32 protein-coding genes are annotated in these 25715 nt (G+C 35.1%); 9 read left to right on the forward strand and 23 right to left on the reverse strand.

Features of this window, described 5'->3' with window-relative positions:
- The first annotated feature begins 89 nt into the window (after positions 1 to 89).
- A complete protein-coding gene (locus tag EG849_RS13340) occupies positions 90 to 710 on the forward strand; it encodes a PASTA domain-containing protein (protein ID WP_125013594.1) in 621 nt (206 codons plus the stop codon).
- Positions 707 to 1750 carry an RluA family pseudouridine synthase gene (locus EG849_RS13345; protein WP_125013595.1) on the forward strand — a complete coding sequence of 348 codons (1044 nt, stop codon included), beginning with the start codon at positions 707 to 709 and terminating at the stop codon, positions 1748 to 1750. Before EG849_RS13340 ends, EG849_RS13345 begins: the two co-directional genes overlap by 4 nt.
- Positions 1751 to 1993: 243 nt before the next feature.
- Here EG849_RS13345 and EG849_RS13350 read toward each other — a convergent pair whose 3' ends face one another.
- Complete coding sequence (locus tag EG849_RS13350; RefSeq protein ID WP_125013596.1) at positions 1994 to 2326, reverse strand: hypothetical protein; 333 nt, start codon at positions 2324 to 2326, stop codon at positions 1994 to 1996.
- 161 nt (positions 2327 to 2487) lie between these two features.
- Here EG849_RS13350 and EG849_RS13355 point away from each other — a divergent pair, with 161 nt between their 5' ends.
- Together EG849_RS13355 and EG849_RS13360 are read left to right on the forward strand one after the other, a co-directional pair.
- Positions 2488 to 2679, forward strand: coding sequence for a hypothetical protein (locus tag EG849_RS13355; RefSeq protein WP_125013597.1), 192 nt, complete (start codon positions 2488 to 2490; stop codon positions 2677 to 2679).
- An 18-nt stretch (positions 2680 to 2697) separates the two neighbouring features.
- A complete protein-coding gene (locus EG849_RS13360; RefSeq protein ID WP_125013598.1) occupies positions 2698 to 3090 on the forward strand; it encodes a hypothetical protein in 393 nt (130 codons plus the stop codon).
- A 72-nt stretch (positions 3091 to 3162) separates the two neighbouring features.
- Here the strand turns inward: EG849_RS13360 and EG849_RS13365 are convergent, their stop codons facing one another.
- The 4 genes from EG849_RS13365 to EG849_RS13380 form a co-directional block, all read right to left on the reverse strand.
- Entirely contained in the window at positions 3163 to 3459 is a 297-nt protein-coding gene (locus tag EG849_RS13365; RefSeq protein ID WP_125013599.1) for a hypothetical protein, read from the reverse strand.
- Between the two features lie 66 nt (positions 3460 to 3525).
- A complete protein-coding gene (locus EG849_RS13370; RefSeq protein ID WP_125013600.1) occupies positions 3526 to 4056 on the reverse strand; it encodes a YceI family protein in 531 nt (176 codons plus the stop codon).
- A gap of 101 nt (positions 4057 to 4157) precedes the next feature.
- Positions 4158 to 4877, reverse strand: coding sequence for a pirin family protein (locus EG849_RS13375; RefSeq protein WP_199732310.1), 720 nt, complete (start codon positions 4875 to 4877; stop codon positions 4158 to 4160).
- Between the two features lie 341 nt (positions 4878 to 5218).
- Positions 5219 to 5800: a Crp/Fnr family transcriptional regulator gene (locus EG849_RS13380; RefSeq protein ID WP_125013602.1), complete on the reverse strand. Its 582-nt coding sequence runs from the start codon at positions 5798 to 5800 to the stop codon at positions 5219 to 5221.
- A 175-nt stretch (positions 5801 to 5975) separates the two neighbouring features.
- Between EG849_RS13380 and yaaA the strand changes: the two genes are divergently transcribed.
- A complete protein-coding gene (yaaA, locus tag EG849_RS13385) occupies positions 5976 to 6734 on the forward strand; it encodes a peroxide stress protein YaaA (protein WP_125013603.1) in 759 nt (252 codons plus the stop codon).
- 147 nt (positions 6735 to 6881) lie between these two features.
- On the opposite strand, the gene EG849_RS13390 is transcribed toward yaaA, so the two are convergent.
- From EG849_RS13390 to EG849_RS13425, 8 genes are all read right to left on the reverse strand, one after another.
- On the reverse strand, positions 6882 to 7181 hold the full coding sequence (locus tag EG849_RS13390) for a DUF3861 domain-containing protein (RefSeq protein WP_125013604.1): 300 nt from the start codon (positions 7179 to 7181) through the stop codon (positions 6882 to 6884).
- 36 nt (positions 7182 to 7217) lie between these two features.
- Positions 7218 to 8804 carry a DHA2 family efflux MFS transporter permease subunit gene (locus tag EG849_RS13395; protein ID WP_125013605.1) on the reverse strand — a complete coding sequence of 529 codons (1587 nt, stop codon included), beginning with the start codon at positions 8802 to 8804 and terminating at the stop codon, positions 7218 to 7220.
- A gap of 67 nt (positions 8805 to 8871) precedes the next feature.
- Positions 8872 to 9960: an HlyD family secretion protein gene (locus tag EG849_RS13400; protein WP_125013606.1), complete on the reverse strand. Its 1089-nt coding sequence runs from the start codon at positions 9958 to 9960 to the stop codon at positions 8872 to 8874.
- An 11-nt stretch (positions 9961 to 9971) separates the two neighbouring features.
- Entirely contained in the window at positions 9972 to 11318 is a 1347-nt protein-coding gene (locus EG849_RS13405) for a TolC family protein (protein ID WP_125013607.1), read from the reverse strand.
- A complete protein-coding gene (locus EG849_RS13410) occupies positions 11308 to 11931 on the reverse strand; it encodes a TetR/AcrR family transcriptional regulator (protein WP_125013608.1) in 624 nt (207 codons plus the stop codon). The genes EG849_RS13405 and EG849_RS13410 overlap by 11 nt, the downstream gene beginning before the upstream one ends.
- A gap of 942 nt (positions 11932 to 12873) precedes the next feature.
- Positions 12874 to 13440 (reverse strand): YceI family protein, encoded by a 567-nt coding sequence (locus EG849_RS13415; RefSeq protein WP_125013609.1) that lies wholly within the window; start codon positions 13438 to 13440, stop codon positions 12874 to 12876.
- Positions 13441 to 13465: 25 nt separating this feature from the next.
- Positions 13466 to 14098: an NAD(P)H-dependent oxidoreductase gene (locus EG849_RS13420; RefSeq protein WP_125013610.1), complete on the reverse strand. Its 633-nt coding sequence runs from the start codon at positions 14096 to 14098 to the stop codon at positions 13466 to 13468.
- A gap of 10 nt (positions 14099 to 14108) precedes the next feature.
- Positions 14109 to 14564 (reverse strand): MarR family winged helix-turn-helix transcriptional regulator, encoded by a 456-nt coding sequence (locus EG849_RS13425; RefSeq protein WP_125013611.1) that lies wholly within the window; start codon positions 14562 to 14564, stop codon positions 14109 to 14111.
- Between the two features lie 145 nt (positions 14565 to 14709).
- On the opposite strand from EG849_RS13425, the gene EG849_RS13430 reads away from it, so the two are divergent.
- The 4 genes from EG849_RS13430 to EG849_RS13445 all read left to right on the forward strand — a co-directional run bounded on the left by EG849_RS13430 (position 14710) and on the right by EG849_RS13445 (position 16756).
- Positions 14710 to 15231, forward strand: a complete 522-nt coding sequence (locus EG849_RS13430) for a TlpA family protein disulfide reductase (protein ID WP_125013612.1) — start codon at positions 14710 to 14712, stop codon at positions 15229 to 15231.
- A 99-nt stretch (positions 15232 to 15330) separates the two neighbouring features.
- Positions 15331 to 15945 carry a thioredoxin family protein gene (locus EG849_RS13435; RefSeq protein ID WP_125013613.1) on the forward strand — a complete coding sequence of 205 codons (615 nt, stop codon included), beginning with the start codon at positions 15331 to 15333 and terminating at the stop codon, positions 15943 to 15945.
- A gap of 20 nt (positions 15946 to 15965) precedes the next feature.
- Positions 15966 to 16277, forward strand: coding sequence for a rhodanese-like domain-containing protein (locus EG849_RS13440; protein ID WP_125013614.1), 312 nt, complete (start codon positions 15966 to 15968; stop codon positions 16275 to 16277).
- Positions 16278 to 16372: 95 nt separating this feature from the next.
- On the forward strand, positions 16373 to 16756 hold the full coding sequence (locus tag EG849_RS13445; RefSeq protein WP_125013615.1) for a rhodanese-like domain-containing protein: 384 nt from the start codon (positions 16373 to 16375) through the stop codon (positions 16754 to 16756).
- Positions 16757 to 16761: 5 nt separating this feature from the next.
- Here the strand turns inward: EG849_RS13445 and EG849_RS13450 are convergent, their stop codons facing one another.
- The 10 genes from EG849_RS13450 to EG849_RS13490 form a co-directional block, all read right to left on the reverse strand.
- Positions 16762 to 18546: a sensor histidine kinase gene (locus EG849_RS13450; protein ID WP_125013616.1), complete on the reverse strand. Its 1785-nt coding sequence runs from the start codon at positions 18544 to 18546 to the stop codon at positions 16762 to 16764.
- A gap of 13 nt (positions 18547 to 18559) precedes the next feature.
- Positions 18560 to 19015 carry a response regulator gene (locus EG849_RS13455; protein ID WP_125013617.1) on the reverse strand — a complete coding sequence of 152 codons (456 nt, stop codon included), beginning with the start codon at positions 19013 to 19015 and terminating at the stop codon, positions 18560 to 18562.
- A 38-nt stretch (positions 19016 to 19053) separates the two neighbouring features.
- Positions 19054 to 19611 (reverse strand): helix-turn-helix domain-containing protein, encoded by a 558-nt coding sequence (locus EG849_RS13460; protein ID WP_125013618.1) that lies wholly within the window; start codon positions 19609 to 19611, stop codon positions 19054 to 19056.
- Between the two features lie 381 nt (positions 19612 to 19992).
- A complete protein-coding gene (locus EG849_RS13465; protein ID WP_125013620.1) occupies positions 19993 to 20259 on the reverse strand; it encodes a SemiSWEET family sugar transporter in 267 nt (88 codons plus the stop codon).
- A 96-nt stretch (positions 20260 to 20355) separates the two neighbouring features.
- A complete protein-coding gene (locus EG849_RS13470) occupies positions 20356 to 20604 on the reverse strand; it encodes a hypothetical protein (RefSeq protein WP_125013622.1) in 249 nt (82 codons plus the stop codon).
- A 142-nt stretch (positions 20605 to 20746) separates the two neighbouring features.
- On the reverse strand, positions 20747 to 20929 hold the full coding sequence (locus tag EG849_RS13475) for a hypothetical protein (protein WP_125013624.1): 183 nt from the start codon (positions 20927 to 20929) through the stop codon (positions 20747 to 20749).
- A gap of 38 nt (positions 20930 to 20967) precedes the next feature.
- Positions 20968 to 21129, reverse strand: a complete 162-nt coding sequence (locus tag EG849_RS15645; RefSeq protein ID WP_158611954.1) for a hypothetical protein — start codon at positions 21127 to 21129, stop codon at positions 20968 to 20970.
- Positions 21130 to 21334: 205 nt separating this feature from the next.
- Positions 21335 to 23269 (reverse strand): OmpA family protein, encoded by a 1935-nt coding sequence (locus EG849_RS13480; protein ID WP_125013627.1) that lies wholly within the window; start codon positions 23267 to 23269, stop codon positions 21335 to 21337.
- An 11-nt stretch (positions 23270 to 23280) separates the two neighbouring features.
- Positions 23281 to 24204 (reverse strand): PorP/SprF family type IX secretion system membrane protein, encoded by a 924-nt coding sequence (locus EG849_RS13485; protein WP_125013629.1) that lies wholly within the window; start codon positions 24202 to 24204, stop codon positions 23281 to 23283.
- Between the two features lie 33 nt (positions 24205 to 24237).
- Positions 24238 to 25715, reverse strand: a 1478-nt coding sequence (locus tag EG849_RS13490; RefSeq protein ID WP_125013631.1) for a T9SS type B sorting domain-containing protein, incomplete at its 5' end; no start/stop codon positions are given.

A 25715-nucleotide genomic window follows, 5' to 3' on the forward strand; every position in this document is an offset into this window, starting at 1 on the left:
ACAACCGTCAACTGAAAACAAAATTATCACTAATTATTGAAACTAAAAACCTTTAGGATTTTTATATCTTTGCACCAAATACATTTTTTATGACTTTAGGACAATATCTTACAAGTAAATCTTTTTTCAAGCGATTGGCGTTGGCGTTGGTTATCGTAATTGCTATCGTTTTTGCAGTTTTGCAATATTTGAGTTTTGCGACTGACCACGGAAACGAAATCACAGTTCCAGACCTTCGAAAATTAACAGAAGAACAAGTCGGAAGCAAATTAGACGAACTTAATTTAGAGTATGTTTTGCTTGATACGGTTGATTATAATGCTGATTTTCCAAAATATTCAGTGGTAAAGCAAGACCCGCTTCCAGGAGCGAAAGTGAAAGATGGTAGAAAAATTTATATCAAAGTAAATTCTAACGGATTTGGAGATGTAACCGTTCCAGATTTGATCGAAAAAACTTTGCGCCAGGCAGAACCAACCTTAAAAGCACTTGGTTTTGAAATTGGCAAAAAAACATACAAGCCTTATTTAGGAAAAGATATGGTTCTTGAGATGTCATCTGGCGGAAAAAAATTAAAAGCCGGCGACAAATTGAAAAAATCTTCTGTGATTGATTTGGTTTTAGGAGATGGAAAAGTAGCATTCGAGGAAGAAGTCGATTCTACGCAAAATGAAAATGGTACACAAACAGAAACAGAAAACGCAGAATGATAGAAAATCCAGTTGCTGACGAAACGTTAGACGAAGAATTATATGAGCATTTTAAATTTGAAGCGACAAAAGGGCAGATGCCCTTGCGTGTGGACAAGTTTTTAATGAACTTGGTAGAAAATGCTACCCGAAATAAAATACAACAGGCCGCTGAAGCCGGAAATATTATCGTGAACGATGTGGCCGTAAAGTCAAATTACAAAGTGAAAGCTTTTGACGTAGTTCGCATTATGTTGTCGCATCCGCCGTTTGAAAATTTGATTTTGGCCGAAGACATTCCGCTGGATATTGTTTTTGAGGACGATGCGCTTTTGGTAATCAACAAGCCGGCCGGTTTGGTCGTTCATCCAGGACATGGAAATTACACCGGAACCTTAGTAAACGCATTGGCTTTCCACTTCGAGAATTTGCCGTTAAACAGCAGTGAAAGACCCGGATTGGTCCACCGAATCGATAAAGATACCTCAGGACTTTTGGTGGTTGCAAAAACAGAATTTGCAATGACTTTCTTGGCCAAACAATTTGAAGAAAAAACGTCAGAAAGAGAATATATTGCCCTTGTTTGGGGAAATGTAGCCGAAGAAGAAGGAACAATAACAGGAGATATTGCGCGACATGCCAAAGACCGAATGCAAATGGCAGTGGTGCCTGACGGCGAAGGAAAACACGCCGTGACGCATTACAAAGTTCTCGAGCGTTTTGGATACGTGACGCTGGTTTCTTGCAAATTAGAAACCGGAAGAACACACCAAATTCGCGTGCATTTGAAATCAATCGGACACACGCTTTTTAACGACGAACGTTATGGCGGAAACCTGATTTTAAAAGGAACAACCTTCACAAAATACAAACAGTTTATTGACAATTGTTTCAAAGTTTTGCCAAGACAGGCGCTTCACGCCAAGACGTTAGGTTTCGTTCATCCAACGACCAAAGAGTTTATGAGTTTTGACACCGAACTTCCCGAAGATATGAAAGAATGTATCTTGAAATGGCGTTCTTATTCTAATTCTCACACCACTGAGGAAGAAGAAAATTAGCAAACAGCTCCTTGAGAAATCAAGGAGTTTTTTTTTTTTTTTGATATTGCGAGCAACGAAACAATCTTTTTTTTGAAGCCAAGCTTTAGGCATTTTTTTAAACGCAATTCCTGCTGGATGGCACTCGCTGTGCTGTTGCTTAACCGCATCAGCACTCGCTCAAACAAAGTCGCTATCGGGGCTGTAAGGCTGTCGATGTTCGTTTTCAGAAAGATTTATGGAACTTGTGCAGGAAAAAAAAAATTAAATAGGATTATGCTGAAAACAATAGCCATTTGCAATGCTTGTCCTACGTTTGCATCGGTTTCCTTTTTTAGTCTTTCCGTTGCATTGTACTGTTGAAGCAATTCCTTTTGCTTTTTTTGAATTAGAAAAAAGGGCGTTTGTATTGGAGGGCTTGCATATTTTGCAAGGTTCCAGTCCTAAATTATAAGCATCAGTTTCATCTATTTTTTGTGAAACGTTTTTTACCATTCGGCAATTGTGCTTGTGAAATTTTTTACCAGAAGGCGTTTTGTAAACCGACTGTGCATTCATTGAAAATCCAACAAGTAAAAAAAGCAAGAATTTGTACATAGCAATGTTTTGTGAAATTTTACGCTTGTTTTGCAATGTAAGAATTTAATGGGTTTCTTTTTGCAATAATTTAATATTTAGCTTAAGCATAATTCAACATATTTCCGTAACTTGTAGTATAAGAAAAAGACAAAAACCAATCAACCTAAAATACTACAGTTATGGAAACCAAAATTACTTCTGGAAAAGGGGAAGAGTACAGCACTCCTAAATCGTTGTCTGAAGAACTTTTCAGTAAAAAAGAATCGATTAAGAAAAAAGTAAAAGACAAAAATCTCCAGTTAAAAAATCTTTTAAAAACCAATTTAGAACTGCTTAAAAGCAATGACATCAACTCGATGCTTTTGTTCTAAAGATTAAAATATAGTGCTATGGAAAATGAAAATGCTAAAAGAAACGAAAAACAGCCTGACATTAATGCTGACAATGCTACTGCAAAAGATTTAAAAAGCAACGGTGACATCAAGGCAGTTCCCGCGGAAGGCGAAGATAACGACGATTATCAAAACGATAATACCGACAAATATCTGGCGATGGAGCAACCTGGCGTTCAATACACGAAAGAGAATGATTTCAGCTTAGAATCTGATAAAGGCGGCAGAACCAACTCTAATAAATTTGATGAAAATGGCGGCAACAGCAGAAATTCTGATGCGTTCAGCCAAGACGATTATCTTTTGGAAGACAATTTAGATTTAGACGAAGACCAAAATAAGTCTATTTCAACGGATGATGAAGATTATGAAGAGCTAAACGAAAATTAGCAGTTTTATGTAATCGAAAAAAGCCCAGTTTTTAAGAAAACTGGGCTTTTTTATGCTGAGTTTTAAAATTACTTAATTCTCTAGAGCGTGAAGGATCTCGTTTTTAAGCAAACCGCTTCCGCCACCATAATGCTGGATGATCCTGCAATCTGGATTTGTTTCTTGAAAGAATTTACAAAGTTTTTTTTCACTTTCTTCTTCAATTCCACAGCCCAGAAGTACGATTCTAAAATTTATTTTTTCAAATAAATCCTGAGCAGTTTCGTCAGTTTCAGCTCCAGCTCCAAACCAATCTTCATTTGCATTAAGCAATCTGACGACCGTTTCAAGAATTTCTGGATGTCTTCCGATGTAGAGAATGTTTAGCATTTTTTTTTCTTTTAAGTTTCAAAGTCTCAAATTAAACTCTGGAACTCTGAAATTTTTTAAAAAAATTTATCCTTGAATAAACTGCAATTCGATATTCAATTTTACTTCTTCTCCCACTAAAACACCGCCTGTTTCAAGAGCAGAGTTCCAGTTCAATCCCCAGTCTTTACGGTTGATTTTTCCTGTTGCAGAAAGTCCGGTTTTTGTATTTCCCCATGGATCTTTTGCCAGTCCGCCAAATTCAACGTCTAATTTTACTTGTTTTGTCACTCCGTGAAGCGATAAATCTCCGGTTAATTTGTACTCACCTTCACTGATTTTATCAAAAGAAGTTGATTTGAAAGTTAACTTTGGAAATTGTTCTGCGTCAAAAAAATCAGCACTTTTCAAGTGATTGTCACGATCGGCATTTCCTGTAGTGATCGAACTTGTTTCTCCTGAGAAATCAAATTTTGCAGTTGAAAAATCATCGCCTTCCGTTTCAATGGAAGCATCAAATTTTTCGAAGTTTCCAGAAACGTTTGTAAACATCATGTGTTTTACTTTAAATCCAATTTCTGAGTGCGCTGGGTCAATTGCCCATTTTGTTGTAGCCATAATTTTTTAGTTTAAAAGTTTCTAAGTTATTAAGAGGCAAAGTTCCTGAAATTTCTCGCTTTGCGTTTGTTTTTATAATTTTCTAATTTACAACTTTTTGATTACAAAGCCATTGGGACTTCCATCAAAAGAATTTCTGAATTTTCAGACAGGGCTTGAATTTGGATATTACCTACGTTCCAAATTCCCAAACCGTCTCTTTGGTTCAAATCTACATTTCCGATTTTAAAATCTCCTTTTAAGACGAAAGCATAAATTCCGTTTCCTGGTTTTTTCAAATCATACGAAGTTGTAAAATCTTTTTCAAATTTTCCCATGTGAAACCACGCATCTTGATGAATCCAAACCCCAGCATCGTCTGGATTCGGAGAAATAATTTGTTGCAAGTTGTTGTGGCGATCGCTTTCGTTTAACGTAATTTGATCGTATCGTGGCGTTACGTTCTTTTTATTTGGGTACACCCAAATTTGAAGAAACTTCGTCAGTTGGTCTTTGTTTTTATTGCTTTCGCTATGAAAAATTCCGGTTCCGGCACTCATCACTTGAATGTCGCCTTTTTTGATAACCGCCGTATTTCCCATACTGTCTTGATGTTCTAAATCGCCTTCTAGCGGAATAGAGATAATTTCCATATTATCGTGCGGATGTTTTCCAAAACCCATTCCGCCATCGACTTTATCATCGTTTAAAACTCTCAAAACCCCAAAATTCATTCTGTCAGGATTATGATAATTGGCAAAACTAAAAGTGTGAAATGATTCTAGCCAGCCATGATTGGCGTGACCGCGCGTGTTTGCTTTGTGCAAAATTGTATTTTCCATAATTAGTGAATTTGGGTTGGGTAAATGATTGTATCCGATAGGCTCTAATGGCGTGATTTTGTCAGTTTCGTTTTTCATCACATCGCTAATGGTTGCAGAAGTAATACACATTCCGGTTCCCATTAACCCCTTTTTTATAAAATCTTTGCGTTCCATTTTTGTTCTTATTTGATAATACAAATTTCGGACAGAAATAAAACATGGGCATTGAACTAGGACAAGAAATGAATGTAGAAGTTAGATTTCAGATTTCAGTATGGAGTAATGCGATGAAAGAAGCTGTTGCATCAAAACTTCAAGAGTAGAGGTATAGGAAAATATCTGAGAATCGGCGGTAAAAACTATTGTTTTGCCAATTTGGTTCTCACTTTGCTTAAAAATTCTGCAGAAATTCCCAAATAAGAAGCGATGTAGTGTTGTGCAACTCTTTGCGGAATCGTTGGATATGATTCTAAAAACTCTAAATATTTTTCGGTAGCCGTTTGCGAAATATTGTGGAACAATCGGTTTTGGGTTACTGCTAAATTGCGTTGCATTAAAATGCGGTAGGCTCTTTCAAAGCGAGGCGCTTTTTCAAAAAGGGCTTCTTTTGATTCTGGCGTAAACGTGAAAAACTCGCAATCTTCTAAAGTTTCAATGTAAACTTGCGAGGGCCTTGTTTCATAAATACTGAATGAAATGTCGCTTAACCAAGCGTTTTCAATCGCAAATTGCAAAATAACTTCGAAGCCGTTCGTGTCAATATAATATTTTCTGACGCAACCTTTAATCACAAATGCTTCGAAATTGCACATTTCGCCTTCGTGAAGCATCATGGTTTTTTTGGGTACTTTTTTATATTCAACTAATGAATTGAAAATATCTAACTCTTCTTTAGAAAAAGAAACATATCTGCTGATGCTTTCGTTGATTTGAGAATACAAAGTCGCGGTTTTTTTTTGAGTTTAGACAAATATAATTAAAAGTTTTTGAACACTAGTCGTGACCGTGTTACTCTTGTTGTTAATAGATTTCATTTATAATTCTATAGTTTTTCTTGTTAATTTGGTGGTTTGAATTGTAATTTCATTTCGTATTTTTGAATTCAAAATTGATACCATGAAAATCGTACTATCTCCTGCAAAATCGCTTGATTTCGAAACAGCACTTCCTTCTAAAAAATATACAGAATCTAAATTTTTAAAAGAATCAAACACGGTCCACAACGTTTTGAAAAAGCTGAAGCCAAAGCAACTTTCAGAATTAATGTCGATTTCTGAGAAATTGGCCGATTTAAATTGGGAAAGAAATCAACAATGGGCAATACCTTTTACACCAGAAAATGCCCGCCAAGCGATTTATGCTTTTAATGGAGATGTTTACACCGGTTTGGATGCGTATACTTTGCCTCTTGAAAAAGTAGACGAATTGCAAGACAAACTTCGCATTTTATCAGGATTGTATGGTTTATTAAGACCGATGGATTTGATACAGCCGTATCGTCTTGAAATGGGAACGAAGCTTCCGATTGGAAAAAACAAAAATCTGTATGAATTTTGGAAAGCAAAAATTACCAAAGAATTAAATTCAGAATTGACAAAAGATGAACTTTTTATCAATTTGGCAAGCAATGAATATTTTGATGCAGTAGATGTAAAAGCATTAAAAGTTCCGGTAATCACTCCAGAATTTAAAGATTACAAAGACGGAAAACTAAAGATTATCAGCTTTTTTGCCAAGAAGGCAAGGGGAATGATGGTGCGCTACATTATCGATACCAATGCCGAAACAATTGAAGATTTACAAGGCTTTGATTATGAAGGATATCAATTTGATGCTAATTTATCAAAAGGGAATTCGTTGGTTTTTACAAGATAATTGAGAGGTTCTAATTGTATAATCAAAGATTTTCTCATTGCTTCGCAGGTTCGAATATCTCCTCGAGTCCGACGAAGGAGGAATCTTTGCAATGCAGAGTGCAATGCGAAGATTCCTTATTCCTCGGAATGAAAGTTTCAGGTTGTGTTAGGTTTTCAAACTGGCTTTTAATTTTTTCATAAAAGCTCCAAATTGGGGTAAAAATTCTTCAAGCAATTCGTTGTCTCTGTTTTTGAGCAGTACTTCGCTGAACAATTTTAAACCGACAGCAAATTCTGTAGCTTGATTTTCTTTTTCAAACGGATTGCTTTCTTGGATTCTTTCGATAATTGAAAAAATTTCATCGTGGTTTTCAAATTCAAAATCAATGGTTTCGTTTAAGCCTAAATCTTTTGGCGAATGCAAATGTTCTAAAGTAATTCGGTATTTGTTATGTTTCTTTTCCATTATAATTTGATTTGTTCTTTAGGCAAAGCTCTGTTTTTAGTGCATCGCATCTGCGGGATTGATTTTATTTTTTCCACGTTTGATGAAAAATATAATCGGAATACAGCATAAGAACATTATTCCCAAGTACATGAAAATATCCATATACGATAAAACGGTCGCTTGTTTCATTACCGATATATCTAAAACTTGGTAGGCTTTTCCGAGTGCTTCGCTTGCCGAAAATCCTTTTGACATAAATCCTTGCTGCAATTGCTGTACTCGGTTTTGCACTTCTAATTTATCCATGCTTAAATTTGAAACCAAATTTACGCGGTGCTCTTGGCTGAATCGCGTGATGAAAGTGGTGATAATGGCGATACCAAAAGAACCTCCCAATTGGCGCATCATTCCGGTAAAAGCGGCGCCTTCGCCAATATGTTTTCCTTTTAAGGTGGAAAGCGATAAAGTGGTAATCGGAACGAAAAGCAATCCCAAACCAATTCCTCTTAAAATCAACGGCCAAAACATATGTTCGGTTCCAGTATCTGGCGTAATCACGTTGTGCATCCAGAAAGTGAATATGAAAAAGATAAAAAATCCTAATCCAACCATGTATCCTTGCGGCACGCCTTTTTGCAACAGGTTGCCAATAATTGGCATCATCAGGGCAGTTGTAATTGAACCTGGAATCAGCAATAATCCGGCATCTAAAGCGGTCCATCCTAAAACAGACTGCGTGTAAATCGGCAAAATTAGAGTGGAACCATACAATCCGAAACCAAGGATGAAACACATGATGGTTCCGATTCGGAGGTTTCCATCTTTTAGAACCTTTAGATTCACGATAGGATGTTTGTAGGTGAGTTCTCTCCAAATAAATAAAACCAAGCCAAAAACAGTGACTATGCTTAAAGTTACAATCAAATTGTTATCAAACCAATCGTCTTGCTGGCCGTGTTCTAAAACGAATTGCAAGGAACCGATGAATGCCGCCAAAAGAAGAATTCCCCACCAATCGACTTGATTGGCTTTTAGCTTTTCTCCGTATTTCGGACTTTTCACATACGTAATGGTCAAAAATGTGGCGATAATGCCCAAAGGAATATTGATATAAAAAATATAAGGCCAAGAATAATTTTCAACCAAATAACCTCCCAAAGGCGGTCCTAAGGTTGGTCCCACGATAACGCCCAGACCATAAATTGCCTGCGCCATTCCACGTTTTGCAATCGGATAACTTTCGGTAATAATGGTTTGCGCAGTTACTAATAATGCGCCACCGCCGAGTCCTTGCACAAATCGGAACGCGACCAGTTCCCAGATATTTGTGGCATTTCCGCATAAAAAAGAGGAAACGGTAAATATGACGATTGATACGGCAAAATAATTTCTTCGGCCAAATTGCTGCGAAAGCCAGCTCGTCATCGGAATCACGATTACATTGGCAATTGCGTAAGCGGTGATTACCCAGGCGACATCCGTTAATGTGGCGCCAAGACTTCCTCGCATGTCAGTTAAAGCGACGTTCACGATGGTGGTATCGACGATTTCCAGCAAAGCACAAAGTACTGCCGTAATCGTGATGATCACCCTTCTGAAGCCGTATTCAACTAAACTGTCTTCTCCTGAAGTTGCTTCCATTTTTAATTTTTTACTATTGAGATGCTAGAAGTGAGTATTGAGAAATACTGTAGGTTGCAACTATAAATTATTTCAAATGAACATCAACGTCAACGTTCATTCCCGGACGAAGGTTTTCCATCTTTTTGGCGTCATTTTCTTTATCCAAACTAATTTTTACAGGAAGCCTTTGAATTGTTTTTACAAAGTTTCCGGTTGCGTTATCAGGCGGAAGAAGTGAAAAACGGGCTCCTGTTGCAGGAGAAAAAGATGTGATTGTACCTTGAAATTCATAATCAGGATAAGCATCAACGTGGATTCCTACTTTTTGACCGATCACCATTTTGCTCAATTGCGTTTCTTTGAAATTAGCTATAACCCAAGCTTCTGCATTATTGATGATGTAAAACAAAGATTGTCCTGGAGCAACCAATTGACCTGGCTGGATATTGATTTTTGAAACCTGGCCGTCGATTGAAGCCGTTACCACCGTGTATCCTAAATTCAATTTGGCAGCGTCTAAGATGGCTTGTGCTCTTTTGATATTTGCAGCGGCAACTTCTGTCTGTTTGCTTGAAACATTGGAGCGCGATGCGGCAATGCTTTTTTGGTAGTTGCTTGCTTTTTGCTGCTGCTGCAAAATTTTCACTTCGTTGTCCGCTTCTAGCTTTGTGGCTTCGGCCTGCTCAAATTGCTGTTTGGTAATTGATTTGTTTTTGTATAAATTTTGATAGCGGACAAAGTCATTATTAGCTCTGTTAGCTCTAATTTTTGCACTTTTGATGTTGCCACCAGCAGAAGAGAAATTCGCTTCTGACACTGAAATATTGGCCTGGGCGCCGCTGATGTCTGCTTTAGAAACTTCAAGATTTCCTTGAGCAGCGATTAAAGCAGCATTTGCCTCTTCCACTTTTACTTGGTAATCTTTGTCTTCGATCATGAAAAGTGTGTCGCCTTTTTTAACAAAGTCGTTGTCTTTTACAAAAACTTTGGTCACATAGCCCGTAACTCTTGGAATAATCGGGTTCATATTTTTTTCAATTTGCGCGTCATCCGTAGTTTCGTGCGCCAAGGAGTGCACATATTTGTAAATGCCATAGATTACGCCGATGATGACAAGGGCTCCAAGGATGTACTTGAATTTAGTATTTGTTGCTTTCTTTTCTGTATTTTCCATTTTGAAAGAAATTAGTTTTTAGAGGTAAGGTTGAATGAGTCAGTTAATTTTCCGGATGCGTGTAGCAATTGATAATAGCTTTGCGCGATGTCAGCTTTTGAAAAAGCTTCATTTAATTTGGCTTGCAAGTCTTGAATGTCAGCTTCCAATAAATCATTTGTATCTGAAAGTCCGTTATCATATTTGTCTTTTACGATTCTATAATTTTCGCCAGCTTGCGTAACGGCTTCTTGATAAACTTTGTATTGTTTTTGCGATAGCGTATAATTTTCTTGCGCTTCTTGCACTTCAATTTTGATTTGGTCTGTCAAGATATCGGCAGATTGTTTGGTTTCAGAAGCGATGCTGCGTGCTAATTTCACATCTTTTCCGTTTTTGAAAATTGAAGAAAGGTCGTAGGAAACGCCAACGCCAAAATTCATCGCGTTATTTACTTCCAACGCATTTTTTAAATTTAAAGCGGCATAACCGCCCAATAAATTCACAGAAGGATAATAATTTCCTTCAGCAACCTTAATATTTGTTTCTGAAGCTTTTTGCATCCATTTTAAAGACTCTAAATCGCTTCGGCTGGCAAGAGCGTCATTTGCATTAAACGAACCTCTTTCTGCCAAGGAATTTTGAAAAACGCCTTCTTCTGGAACAATTTGCGTTCCTTCGTTCAGTTTCAAAAGATTTACCAATTGATAATTGATTGTCGAAACATTTTTTTTGGCCTCTTCTAAAGTAAGTTGGATGTTTGACGACTGCAATTGCGATTTAAGCAAATCATTCCTTGCAATCAATCCGTTTTCTTCCATAGCCGTAAAATCTTTCACGCGCTGTTGCGATGCTTTCAGGTTATCTTGGATCAAAACAACCGATTGCTGTGCTTTGTACAGATTCACATAAAGAACAATCGTGTTCATTGCCAATTGCTCTTTTGTGCTTTTGGCATTAAAAACTGCAGCCCGGTGCCTGTTTTCAGAAGCCTTGATGTTGTTTTTGATTTTAAATCCAGAAAAAACAGGAAGCGACAAGCTCGCCTGGCCTATAATCAGCTGATCCACTTTTGGAGAAGCGGTTGCAGGTTCAGATCCGTCAGCAGGAGTGGAGCTTCCTAATTTTGAATTGATTTCTGCGCCAGTCAATCGCTGGAATTGGCCAGAAAGTTTCAGGCTGGGGTAGCGGTTGTTTTTTACAGTTTGCACCTCATATTGTGAAGTTGCGATTTTAGTATCCGCCAATGTGGCTTGATTGCTTTGTGTGGTTGCCAGTGAAATGGCTTCTGATAATGTCAGTTGCTTTTTTTCTTGAGCGCGGCCTTGGGTGAAACCCAGCATCAAAAGCATTCCTAAAAATAGGGAATTAGTTTTCATAAACTAAAAGGGCTTTAATTGTTTTCTTAATGTGATTTGTCAAGTCTGTTTTTATGTAGTTGTCAAAATCTTCTTCATTCTTAAAATCAAAAATTTCTTCATAATAAAATCGGTTCATCTGAAAATGAAAAAAGGTTCCCATGATGGTGGGAGGCAAAAGCTGGACATTAATATCTTTTGCAAAAACGCCTTGTTCTTGGCCTTCGGCAATAATTTTTTTTAATGACCTCAAATTGTCTTTTTTCATGTCTGTAAAAACCTTGAAATCCATTACCCTTTTTTTTGAAGAAAACTCAAAATGCAGAATTTGGTACATGCACTTATTTTTGATCAGGCGGTTGATGTAAAGCTCAATAAGTTTGTCAATTTTTTTCATTGGCGACAACTCTTCAGTGAAAAGATTTTCCAGTTGCATTTTTAAATCAGAAGTACGAAAGAGTATTAATGATTCTAATAATTTTTCTTTTGAACCAAAATAGTAGGAGACCATTGCAATATTGATTTTTGCTTTTTTTGCAATCTCTCTAATCGAAGTTCCGTCGAATCCCTTCTGTGCAAAAAGAGCTTCAGCGACGTGAAGGATCTCAGTTTGCTTTTCGTTAAATTCGTTCATTATAATTCATTGTGTTTAATAAAGCACAAAGTTAAACACTTGTTTAAATCAAACGATTGTTTAATTTTTGTTTAACATTAAATTAACAAAAAAAGATTTCAAATCTTGCATAGTTAAAATCTATCGTAATATATTAAATATTTGTTATCCAACAAATTGTATAAAATTAACTAAACTATTGATTTGTATTAAAGCAAAGCTTTAAGTAAGGTTTTTGAAATTTTAAAAGTAACGAAATTAGAAAGAAAATTTTTTATTTTTAGATTAAAATGGAAGATTTGAAGTTTAAATCTACGTATAAAAAATATAGTAAAGCCATAAAAAAGCGTTTATTTTTAGGCTAAAAAGTGCTTCTTTTTTTGCCTGAAATTCTAAATTTATTGTTTTTGGAAATGGTTTTTTATTGACTTTTTTTGATGTTTTGAATAGGGTATTTCTTAAGATTGAAACAAATAATAGTTAACAATTTTGTAAATAGCATCTATTAGAATCTCGTATTTACTATTGCGTTAATGCTTTGTTTAAGGCCTAAATAAACCTGTTATTACAAATCAGATGAAGTCAAATGATTTGATTTTTGGTTTTGTTAATTTGAATAGTATGTTGTTTCTGGATTAAAAAAGGGATGTTTTTTGATGCACAAATAGTCCAAATCACTATTGATAAACAAGTGTTTTTGACTGCTGTGAGAAGTGTTTTTTCACTGCATTTTTAACTTAAAAAACGCGTTGGAAAAAACTTTTTTTTAGATTTAAAAATAGTTTTTTCTTGGTTTTCAATGATGCGTTTTGCACCAAAAAGGCATTCTGACATTATGCATAAAACTAAAAAAAGAAGATAATCCAGCATTAAAATAGGTGCTGAATAGGACGTGTTGCAATAAAAAAAATCCCTGCTAAACTAAATTAGCAGGGATTTTCAGGGAAATTAAGGATGTAGAAATTAGAATTTCAAGTCGATAGCCAATTCAAAATTGTCATCGATCGCTTTGTCTCCAAGACCGTCAAAGATGCTTCCTGAACCATATTTTACATCAAATTTAGTTCTGTCTACTGTTAATGCAGCAGTTGCAGTGTCTTTGTTAACGGTGATTTTAAATTTTACAGAATTTGTAATTCCTTTTATAGTAAGGTCAGCAGTTACTGCATAAATGTTGTTAGATTGTTTTCCAATAGTTTTGATAACTAATTTGGCAGTAGGAAATTTAGCTGTTCCAAAGAAATCATCAGCTTTTAAATGGCCTTCTAATTTTTCTTTTCCTTCACCTGCTTTAAGGTCTGTAACTGTGATCGAATTCATGTCAACAGTAAAATTACCACCAACTAATTCATTTTTTTTGAAGATTAAAGTTCCGTCTTGAAATGCAATATTTCCTGAGTGCTGTCCCGTTACTTTCTTGCCAACCCAGCTGATATTACTTTTTTGAACGTTGATTTTTTTCTCTTGAGCGTTAGCTGAGAAAGATACTGCTACTAAAAGAGCGATTGCAATTGTTTTTAAATTTTTCATTTTGTTGTAATTAATTGAGGTTTATTTATAAATTGATAAAGAATTCTTCGTTTGATTTTCTCACTTTTTTATAATGCTGTGTTGCATCTTCTTCGTGTCGGTATCCAACCGAAGCAATAACTGCAGTTGTCAGCCCTTGTTTTTCTAATCCAAGGATTTCGTCAAATTGCTGTGCATTGAAACCTTCCATTGGCGTAGCGTCAATTTTCAATACTGCGGCCGTGTTGATCAAGGTTGACAAAGCCAAATACGCTTGTTTAATTGACCAATTGTTTCTTCCTTCTTGGTCTAGTCCGGCTATGGAACCTAAAATCATATCACTAAAACCTTGCAGGCTTTCCACGGGAATTTCTCTAGTTTCGCTGATGTTTTTCATGTACGCTTCAATTTGTCTTGCACCTACATTGTTCTCTACTGCAAAAACAAAAAGTTGTGAAGCTTCTGTAATTCCGGATTGATTGTAGCCCGAAGGAGCTAATTTCGCTCTTAATTCGGGATTTTCAATGATGATTACTTTAAAAGGTTGTAATCCCATTGAGGAAACGCTCAGTTTTGTCGCTTCTTTTAATGTTTCTAAATCTTCTGGAGAGATTTTTTTCGAGGCGTCGTATTTTTTTGTCGCATATCTCCAGTTAAGGCTTTCTAATAAATTGCTCATTTTTCGGTAATTAAATTGTTCTAAATTTTTCTAGTAGGTTGTTCAGCTGTTCTAATTCTGCAACTGTCAGATTTTGGGTAAAAAGGGCTTCGTGTGCATCGACTTTTGGATTGACTTCGTTTAATAAAGCCAGTCCTTTTTCTGTAATTGCAATTTCCATTTTTCGACGATTATCTGGACAAATTTCTCGGGTAACCAGCTCTTTAAGTAATAGTTTGTCCACTAGTCGTGTAGTATTACTGGTTTTTGCAATCATCCGTTCTTGAATAACGCACATGTTCGCTGGCTTACCGTGTTGGCCTTTCAATATTCTCAAAACGTTAAATTGTTCTGGTGATAAATCATAGCTTTTCAACACTTCATTGAGTTTTTCTCCTATAAGGTTTTGGGTATACATTATGTTGAGAATTGTTCTCTTCTCGATTGCCAATGGCGATGTCGTCTTGATAATTTCTTCTATTTTCATAATTGCATTTACAAAATTTGTATGTACAAATGTAGTACATTTTATCAGTTGTATATACAAGTGTGTATTAAAGTTTTGTTAATTGAGTTACCAAAGGATTAGAAAGCTTAATTTTATTGACTTTAAAAGAAAATTAATTTTTATTATGAAGAACTTTTTATCCCTTTTTGCCATCATTTTACTAGTTTCCTGTAACAAAAAAGAAGAAAATCCAGCGCCAAGACCTTTGAAAACCTATACAGAAGGAAATGTTTCTGTCAATTCTTATACTTTTTCAGGTTTGGAACATTTTTTGAAAAAGGATAATGATACCACTTATGTTGTCAATTTTTGGGCAACTTGGTGTGTTCCTTGTGTAGAAGAATTGCCTCACTTTGAAAAACTGAATGCTACCTATAAAGATAAAAAAGTAAAAGTTTTGTTAGTCAGCATTGATTTTCCAAAGATGGCTGAAAGTAAGTTACTGCCTTTTATCAAAAATAATAATTTAAAATCAGAGGTGGTTTTATTAAACGATCCCGATGCTAATTCGTGGATTAATAAAGTAGATCCAACTTGGTCAGGAGCGATTCCGGCTACCGTAATTTACAAAAAAGAGAAACGCCAATTTTATGAAAAAGCGTTTACTTATGAAGAATTAGAAGCAGAAGTAAACAAGTTTTTATAAAGAAAGTTTTTAAGGTTCTAATTTTCTAAGTTTAATTTTTTTTATCTTAAAGTCTAACAATCTAAGAAGTCTAATAATCCAAATATCTAATAAATCAATATGAAAACAACAATTAAAATTTTCGCATTCGTTTTGCTTGCTGGTTTGGCAAGTGCATTTACGTATAAAACAACTGTAGCTGGTTATAAAGTAGGGGACATCGCTACGGATTTCAGCTTAAAAAACATCGATAGCAAAAAAGTAGCTTTAAAAGATTTCAAGGATGCCAAAGGCTACATCGTAATTTTTACTTGCAACCATTGTCCGTATGCGCAAGCTTATGAAGACAGAATTGTGGCTTTAGACAAAAAATACAAGAAATTAGGGTATCCTGTAATCGCAATCAATCCGAATAATCCAGAAAAACAAAAAGAGGATAGTTTTGATTTGATGAAAGTGAAAGCAAAAGAAAAAGGATTTACTTTCCCTTATTTGCTTGACGAAGGACAAAAAGTGTATCCACAATATGGTGCTACAAAAACACCTCACGTATATGTTTTACAGAAAACTCCAAAAGGAAATGTAGTAAAATACATTGGTGCCATTGACGATAATTATGGCGATGAAACGGCTGTTAAGCAAAAATATGTCCAGAATGCAGTGGATGCGTTGTTGAAAAACAAAGAAGTTTCGGTAAAAGAAACAAAAGCTATTGGATGTTCAATTAAAGCATAATACTTTTACAAAAATTTAAGATGAATTTGACAAAAGAACAATGGTGGTCGCAATTACAGGAAGATGAAAATGCTGTAATCGTTGACGTTAGAACAGAAGATGAATTTAACCGCGGATTTATTCCAGGTGCCAAAAATATTGATATTTATAAAGGCCAAGGATTTATTTATGAAGTGGAAGAATTAGATAAAACCAAAAATTATTATGTGTATTGCCAAGCCGGAATGCGAAGCGCAAAGGCGTGTAGCGTAATGAATGAGCTGGGTTTTGCAACAACGCACAATTTGCTTGGCGGTATGTCTGAATGGGACGGGCCGGTTGAAGTACAATAAATACAAGACTTTTAAATGCAGGAATCAACTTTCTAAATTGTTTCTATTTGGAACTTGATTACTGCATTTTTATTTACAATACAATTTTTAAAATTATGAAAAAGATATATTCTTTATTAATGTTGGTGTTTGTTTTTGCTTCGTGCCAAGCGCAAGATAGAAAAGCGCAATTGGTTTCTCCGGAAGCTTTTCAAGCGAAAGTGGCTTCTGGAAATGTGCAATTAATTGATGTTCGAACGCCAAAAGAATTTAAGCAAGGTCATTTGAAAAATGCTAAAAACGTACACTTGTATGAGCAAGATTTCGGAACTCAAATTGATAAATTAGACAAAAAAGAACCGGTTTATGTGTATTGCAAAGCAGGCGGAAGAAGCGCTGAAGCTGTTGAAATCTTGCAAAACCACGGATTCGAAAGCATCATCGAACTTGACGGCGGTACTGATTCTTGGTCAGAAGCAGGAAAACCTTTAGAGCAATAATAATTTTATTTAGGTAAGTAAATCGTGAAAACCGCACCGGTTCCGGGAATGCCGTCGGCTTTAATGAAACCATTGTGGTTTTCTACGATTTTTTTGCAAATGGCAAGTCCAAGACCGGTTCCGTTGTAATCCATTTCGGTTTCAAGACGTCTGAAAAGCATAAATATTTTTTCAGAGAATTCTTGTTTGAAACCAATTCCGTTATCAGAAACCACGATTTTGTAGAATTTTTTTTCTTTGAAAACCAAGTCGTTGAAACGGTCTTCAAAATCAATTTTTTCTAAAGAAATCTTTATAATTGGAGTAACACCTTCTTTACTGTACTTCAATGAATTTGAAATCAAGTTCACAAAAAGCTGGTGAATTTGAAATTCAATAATATTTATTTTCGGGAGTTTCCCAATTTTTACTTTTGCCTTTTTTTCTTCAATATTTAAGGCCAATTCTTGCGTAACGTCACTTAAAACGTCATTTAAATTGGTTTTTACAAAAACTTTATTTTCTTTAATTGTTCGGGAATAGTTGACCAGGTCAATCATCAAATTTTGCATCCTGTTGGCTGAAGTCCTGATTTTTTCAAAGTAATCTTGCCCTTTTTTAGAAATAGTAGCAGATTCTGTATCATCAATTCTTGAAATAAACATCTGAATTTTTCGCAAAGGTTCTTGCAAATCGTGACTTACAATTTGGTTAAAAGATTCTAGTTCAGCATTGATGGCAACCAATGATATGTTTTTTTCTTCCAATGCAAGTTTGCTTACATATTCTTCAGTAATGTCAATACTCACGCCTATTTTAACCAATTCTCCTTTGGTATTATTCGTAAAGTCGCCAGTGGAACTGATGTATCTTATTTCGCCATTAGGCCTGATAATTCGGTATATATAAGAAGATGCCGTTTTATTGGCCATTGACTCCTCGTGAATTTTCAAAATTTCATCAACATCCTCAGGGTGGATGAAAGGTGTGAAATGTTCTGGACCGACAATTTGTGAAGAAGGTTCAAGTCCCATAATTCTGAAAAAGTTATCAGAATAAAAATATTTTCCTGTTTTTACATTTATTTTCCAATGGCTTATTCCTGCCACTTTTTCGGCATTATCAGCAATTTGATTGGCAAAGTTTAGCTCTTTGTTTAATTTTTGTGCTTGTTGATAATCGGTGTTTACTTTTGAAAGTGAAAAAAGCAATATTACCAAAACAAAAATAGTCAGCGAAAATGCAGTTATTGTTGAGGTTTCAATATCATAACGATGATTGATATTGTGAATTTTTAATTTGTTCACTTCCTTGTCAATGAGGCTGTAAATGGTGTTTCGAAGCACTTTTGTCTTCTCAGAACCTTCTGTCAGTTTTAAGTTTAATAATTTTGTATTGGTGTCTTCTGCAGTCGCCAATAGCAGAATTTCTTCAAAATTATCAAAACGGCTTTGAATTAAAGAAGTTAAAACTTCCATATGTTCATAATCTTCAGAGTCTTCGGGAAGTTTTTCTTTGATAGCGTTTAACGCTTGAAAGATATTTCTTTTTACTTTTAAATCATCTTCTAGAAAAGCACTGTCTTTGGTGATGATAAAACTGCGAAGCGTGTTCTCTCTTTGGATAATTTCAGACGTGATTTTTTCAAGATCAAATTGCTTTTTATTGGAATCTGAGATTAAATCGACAGACCTGTTCAGGCTACTCATTTGAATGTGAAATACAATTGAGACACCAATGACCAATATAAAAGAAACCCCAAGTGCGATTCTGTAAATCAAAGTTGGAGTGAAAAAATCTTTCAATTTCATAAATTCTTGAGCTTTAAATGCTGAAGAAGAAAGTGTCTTTGTTTAATTTTGAAGTATGGAATTGCCAATTTAAGTTCACTACTTCTTTTAAAACTTTCTTCAGTTTTGAAAAATCGTTTGGTTTTTTGATATAGATGTTTGCGCCACCCACAAAAGTTTCTTCAATATCTTTTTCAGATGAGGAAGTAGAATATATGGCAATTGAAATATTTTTAAAACGAGGATTCAAGCGAATTTCTTTTAAACATTCGTTTCCTGTTTTGCAAGGCATATTTAAATCTAAAAACAGGATGTCAGGCAAGATTGAATCAGGGTTTTCAAGATAGTCCATAAGATCTTTGCCGTTTTTGAATAAAGTCAATTTATTTGCAATTTTCAAGTCATTTATGGCATCATTGAAAAAGTTACGATCGTCTTCATCGTCATCAGCTAAAAGTATGTGTACCGGTTTTTGATCCTCTTTAATCATGGCTTTAAATTTTAAAAAATCAAAGATAAACAAAATTCCTATTCCTTTATGTTTCCACGGCGTTTGTCAACGATTCTTTTGAACATTGAAGGGGTTAAACCAGTTGTTTTTTTAAATTGGCCAGATAAGTGTGCCACACTGCTGTAGTTTAATTTATACGAAACTTCTGTTAGTGTGAGCCCGTCTTCGATAATCAATTTTTTGGCCCGTTCAATTTTCTGCATAATGATATAATTCTCAATCGAAGTATAGGTGTTTTCAGAGAAAATATTTGAAATATAGCCGTAGCTTAAATTTAACTTATCTGATAAATAAGAAGATATAGTAGAAGTCGGAAGTTTGTCTTTTTCATAAACCATTTCCACAATGGTGTCTTTGATTCTTTGAATTAATTGACTTTTTTGATTGTCAAGCAGTTCAATGCCATAACGATCAAGTGCATCTCTAAGCTCTGCATAAGTCTCATTAGAAATTACATCTTTAAACTCAATTTCTCCCAAATCAAGAAGCTGGTATTTTATATTGAATTTTTCAAGCTGTTCTTGAATTATTACTCTGCACGCTTGATTGATATCATATTTAATATAAAGTTTCATAAATTTATTGAGTTTAAGGAGGTATAAATTTATTAAAAAATGTTTGAGTTTTCCAACTTTTTAGAGTATATTATTATACACTATTTTAGTTTATAAAGACTCTAATTGTTTATAAAATAAATGTGTTTGATTTTCAGCTAATTAAATTCAGACAAAAAAAAAGGAGCACTTATTATTCAAAATAGCGCTCCAGTTTTTTATGGACTCTAGCAAATTTATTTCGGATTCATAGCAGTTTCTCCCAATTGTTTTTATGGTTTGTCAGAGTTGTTTTGAAATCAAGAATCCAATTGATTCCTCACTGATAGTCTAGATTTCTTTGCAAATTTCTTGATTTTAATAAGTAAAAAAATTACACCATTAGCGGTTTAGTTTACATAATTATGATTTCGTATTTTTTGCGGTGAGTTTCATAAATAAAATGATGCCGTGAAGTGATCCTGCTAGACCATTTGCAATCATTACCGGAATATCATTCCTATAGATCCCATAGATGACCCAAGTGATGCTTCCTAAAAAAAGCATTGAAAAGCTCAGAGCCGAAAGGCTTTTGGTTGATCGCGTTTTTATCACCTTATAAGTTTGAGGTAAATTGGCGCCCGTTGTTAAAAATGCGGCCACCAATCCTAAAATTTGAATATAGTCCATAGAATTTGATTTTAAAAAAACGATACGAAAAGGGTTAAATAAAAAACGGCCTAAAACTAAATGTAATAAGCCGTTTAAGTTTTAATACACAAAAAGTTATAAAGCGTTTTTAAGCTTTGAAGAATTGTAATATTGCTCTTTTACATTTTTAGATTCACCTTTTGGCAAATTGCTTAAAGACTCACTTTCTCTCTTTTTATTTCCTTTATGACGCCATTTGTCTTCTAAGTCAGAAGCTTTGTCGCAAACAGAATCCCAATGGCCTGTTTTTTTTAAAATTAATCTTGCAATAGCCCCAGCTACGACTCCGGCTGCGATTCCTATGATTATTTTTTTTGTACTCATTTTTTTTAGTTTATTGATTTGAAAGTTTTTTTGAAAAAAATCCCTGCTCAATAAAAATTTATAAAGCAGGGATTCTTAAAATAAATAATCCCTAAAATAATAGCTTTTTTAAGCGTAACTATTTTTTGGAATACAAGAAATTTTAAAATTCATCATCAAGGGGATATCCTTCAATAATAGTTTCATCAATATCTGGAAAAGAGCAAATTGAAGGTTTTTTGAATAATTCCTGGAGCCATTCTGGCATCGAAATTCTCATCAAGTCAATTTGGTTTCCAGAACCAAGATTAAAATTTGGGTTATCTGTATTTTGATTGTTTTCCATAATTTCTTATATCAAAAAATGATTTTTTAGATTATTTACTATGGTGTAACTGTGGTTGTATCAGTTGACATTCCCGTAGTGTCGTCCGGCATTCCGGTTTCAGGAGCTGGAGTTATCGGATCTACAATTATGGTTGTTGTGTCCATGTCTACATCAGGATCGTTTGCATCTTTATCTTTGCAAGAGATCATTGAACTCATCATTATAACTGCTGCTCCAAAGAATAATTTAGGTACTACACTTTTCATAACATATTTGTTTTTAAAGGTTTCTATAATCAAAGTTCGTATTTTTAAACCTTAATTATATTATAGAATTTATAGTAAAAGTTATATAATGCCCAAAAAACAATAAGGCCACTTGTTTTAAAAAGTGACCTTATTGAACCCTAATCTAAAAAAAAACTTATTTTTCAATAACAATAAAGTCAGAACGACGGTTGGCAAAATGTTCTCCTTCTGAACATTTTACGCCGTTTGCACATTTATTAGTTAGTCGGGTTTCACCATATCCTATAGCGCTTTTGATTCGCGCTACATCAATTCCTTTTGAAATTAAATAAGCCTGCGTGGATTTTGCTCTTTCATCAGAAAGTTTTAAATTATAATCATCTTTCCCTCTAGAATCAGTGTGTGATTCAATTTTGATTTTCAATTTTGGAAAGTTATTCATAGCAAAAGCTACTTTGTCAAGCTCAATGATTGCTTGTGGCGTAATTTCAGATTTATCATAATTAAAGAAAATCGGATTAATATCAATTTTTTCATCTTCTCCCTGTTTTACTATCAAATCTTCATAAGCACTCAGTTCAAAATTGATGTTTTTTAGCTCATCACCATTGACTTTGTTGGTTTGAACTTCCTCCTCATCCTGGCTGTGATTTACTTTTGAAGCCACCACTTTTACCTTTAAATTACAAGGTACTGTTACGCGATAGGTTCCGTCTGGTTTCGTTGTCGCTTCCGTAATTTTGTCACCAAATGCATTTAAAACTTTTATGCTTGCGTCGGCAATTGGTGCATTCGATTTAGAATTAGTGACTCTTCCCGAAATAAATTGGTCACAAGGTGCTTTTTCTTTCGTGAAATAATAAATGTCATCGCCACCTTTTCCGCCAGATCTATTGGAAGAAAAATAGCCAAAATCATCCGAAGAATCAACGATATATCCAAAATCATCTTTGTTGCTATTAATTGGCGCGCCAAGATTTCGAGGTTCGGTAAATTTTAAATCGCCATAAAATGTACTTTCATAAATATCTAAACCGCCCCAACCAAAATGCCCGTCAGAAGCAAAGTAAAGCTTTCCGTTTGTAAATGAAGGAAACATATCATTTGCCGCAGTATTGATTTCAGGACCCAAGTTTTTTGGCGTACCAATCGTGCCATCATCAGCAATTGAACTTACATATAAATCTGCACCGCCATAACCACCTGGCATATCAGAAGCAAAAAACAGCCATTTCCCGTCTTGACTCACCGCAGGATGCCCTACTGAATATTTTGGACTATTAAAGAAAATATCTTCTGAATGCACTAATTTTAAGTCTTCAATGGTTCCGCGAACAATCCTGAAATTATTTGTTCCTTCTTCATCATTGACCAATTTTTTCTTCTTTAAGATATTTGTAGTGTAATATACTCTGGTCAAGTCTTTGTTAAAAGCCACGGTAGATTCGTGGTATTTTGACTGAACATTTGGAAGAAAAACTTGTTCATTGAAAAAAGATCCATTTTCGACATTTCTTTCTGAAACATACAAGGTCAGAAATGGTTCTTGACTCCAGTTGTAAAGCTTTTGATTAAATTTAGTCGTATCTTTTGAGGAAGAATAAACAATTTTATTTCCAAAAAAGGCAGTTCCAAAATCGGCTTTATCTGAATTCGACGGAAGATTAAATGCCGTGTAAAGTGACTTTGATTTTGACAAGCTATCCATTTGGCGCTTTTGAGTTGCATAATGTGCAATCCTTTTTTGGTCACCGCGCTTGGTCAAATATTCTTTAGTTGCTTTATCAGCACGATCATAATCTAAGATGGCTTTTGTTGATTCAATATATCTCAAAAAATGTTCTTCGTCAACACTGGTTCCTTGAACGTCATAAAGACGCTGGTACCATTTTGAAGCATTTCTCATATCATCAATAAAATAATAAGAATCGCCAGCATTTTTTAAAGCTTGCGTTGATGGAGATTTTTCTTTTTCAAGATATTCTTCATACGCTTTTGCCGCTGCAACAAAAGAATATTCTTTGAAGAGCTTGTTGGCTTTGCTTAGTTTGTTTTGTGCAAAACCTATGGTAATGCAAAAACTAAAACATAATATAAATAATTTTTTCATATACGTAGGTTTTAGAAGAATCGAGGGGATTTGATTTGATTTGATTTTTTGTTTAGCTGAAAGCGCAACACAATTTCGTGTGAACCGTCATTGTATTTGTTCAAGTCTGTGGTAGTATAATCATAAGAATAACCAATAAACAGGTCTTTGGAGATTTGCAATCCTGCCAAAGCACTCACGGAATCATCCCAGCGATATCCTGCACCCAGCGTGAATTTTTCTTGAATCAAGAAGTTGGCAGAAACATCCACAGAAATTGGAGCTCCATTTACACCTCTTGCCAAGAATGCCGGTTTAAACTTGAAATTATCAGAAAAATCAAAAACATATCCTCCCATTATATAATAATGTAGTCGTTCAATATTCACCGATTGCTGTATATCGTCATAATAATCACCTTTGATAAAACTTGGAACAGAAGCTCCGAAATACCAATTTTCAGAATATAAGTAAGCGCCGGCTCCCACCGAAGGTGTTATTTTGTTGTCAATATTTGTGTTCAGTAAAACATCGGTTCCATCATAAAATCTTCCTTTTGACCAATCTACATTTAAGACTCTGGCTCCAGCTTTTACACCAAGCGCCAATTTCACATCATAGCTTAATGGCAATGTATAAGAGAAATTTCCGTCTAAATAAATTTCATTCGACGGCCCTAAATTGTCATTTACTGCTGAAAAACCAAGTCCGATTCTGTCATTTCTTAACGGACTATGAATTGCAAATGCTTGTGTAGAAGGAGCTCCCTCAATTCCAACCCACTGCGAACGGTGAATTAGGACAGCTTCTAAATTTCCTGTGGAACCAGCATACGCGGAATTAACAGTCATTGGATTATACATATATTGGGTATATCCAGGATCTTGTTGGGCATTACTTTTAATGGTAATAAATAGAAAAAGGAATGCTAAGTTGTTATATATATTGATTTTCATACTCTTAAAATTTTAAATTGAAATTCCTTTTAACTATCTAATTAAGTAAACCCATCCTGTTTTGGTTCCAGAACCATCGCCCATGTCAAGAATGTAATAATAGGTTCCGATTGGAAGCTTGTTATCTTGATTGATCGGAGAATTTACGTTTGCAGTTCCGTCCCAGTTATTTTGATAGGCACGAGCTCGGTACACTTCAACACCATATCTGTTGTGGATTTGAAGCGTGTTATTCGGATAATTTTCAATACAGTCAATTCTAAAAAAGTCATTATCACCATCGTCATTCGGACTGAATTCATTGTAAACAATCAAACAAGTTGGTTCAACCCAAGCTGAGGCAACATTGTTTAGAATATCTGAATCGGGTGGATTTGATGTTCCAATAGTTGCAATGTTCATATAATCTCCAGAGATTAATACTTTCATAGTTATATTTAGAATTGCAGATTGGCCACTTGCTAATGTTGGGATATTCCAAGTTCCCAGAATTGGAGAATAATTTCCAACAGAAGCGTTTGAACTAACATATTGATATCCAGAAGGCAAGGCTTCGTCCACAACAATATCAGTAAAGTTACTTTGACCGCCGTTGGTCACTGTTATTGTAAATGTGACATTATCATCAATGTTTGGCGTAAAATTATCTACGACTTTAGTGATTGTAATGTCTGAACAAACCGTAACATTAATAGCTCTAGTTGCAAAATTAGCATCTGAACAACCCGTTGCATTTGTGAAGGAAACACTGATATTTCCTGTTCCAATAGTATCCCAGTTTACAGTCACAGTATTGTCTGTTAATTGACCGCCTGCTGTAATGGTACCGCCAGTTACGTCCCAAATATAATCCGTCATTCCTGCAAGAGTAGTGTAAGTTGCTGGTTGAGAGAAACAAGATTCGGTTCCACCACCGGTAATCTCTGCTAAATCATCAGCTAGGAAAGTAACTGTAATGGCTAGACGAACAGTGCTTTCGCAATTTCCATCGCTTAACGCAACATAATAAGTTCCTGCAGTCAAAGCCGTTGTCAACGGAAGCGATGTACCTCCAGTTGCTACGTTATAAATTACGGTATTGGTTTCATTTAGTTGCAAATCAGCAACCGTAGGGCTTTCTGCTTGACAGAAATCTTGCGTCGTGTCAGTTGTAGTCGGCGTTGCAAGATTTGTTATTGTTACTGTAATCGCTAATCGTGTTGTGCTTTCGCAAGTTCCGTCAACAATTGAAGCATAATACACTCCGTTTGTCAAGGCAGTTGTTGGAGCTAAAGCAGTTCCTCCAGTCGCTGAAGTATAGAACACCACATTAGCTTCGTTGACTTGTAAATTAGCAACCGTTGGATTCGTACTTTGGCAGAAATCTTGAGTTGTATCTAAAGTTGTTGGAGTAGAAGGCGTACTGATTGTAACTGTAATGGCCAATCTCGTTTCGCTTTCACAAGCAGCATTTTGTAATGTTGCAAAATAAACACCAGGAACTAAAGCTGCTGTTGAAGGAATAACGTTTC

Origin of the sequence: Flavobacterium macacae, assembly GCF_003865365.1 — a bacterium.
GTDB lineage: Bacteria > Bacteroidota > Bacteroidia > Flavobacteriales > Flavobacteriaceae > Flavobacterium > Flavobacterium macacae.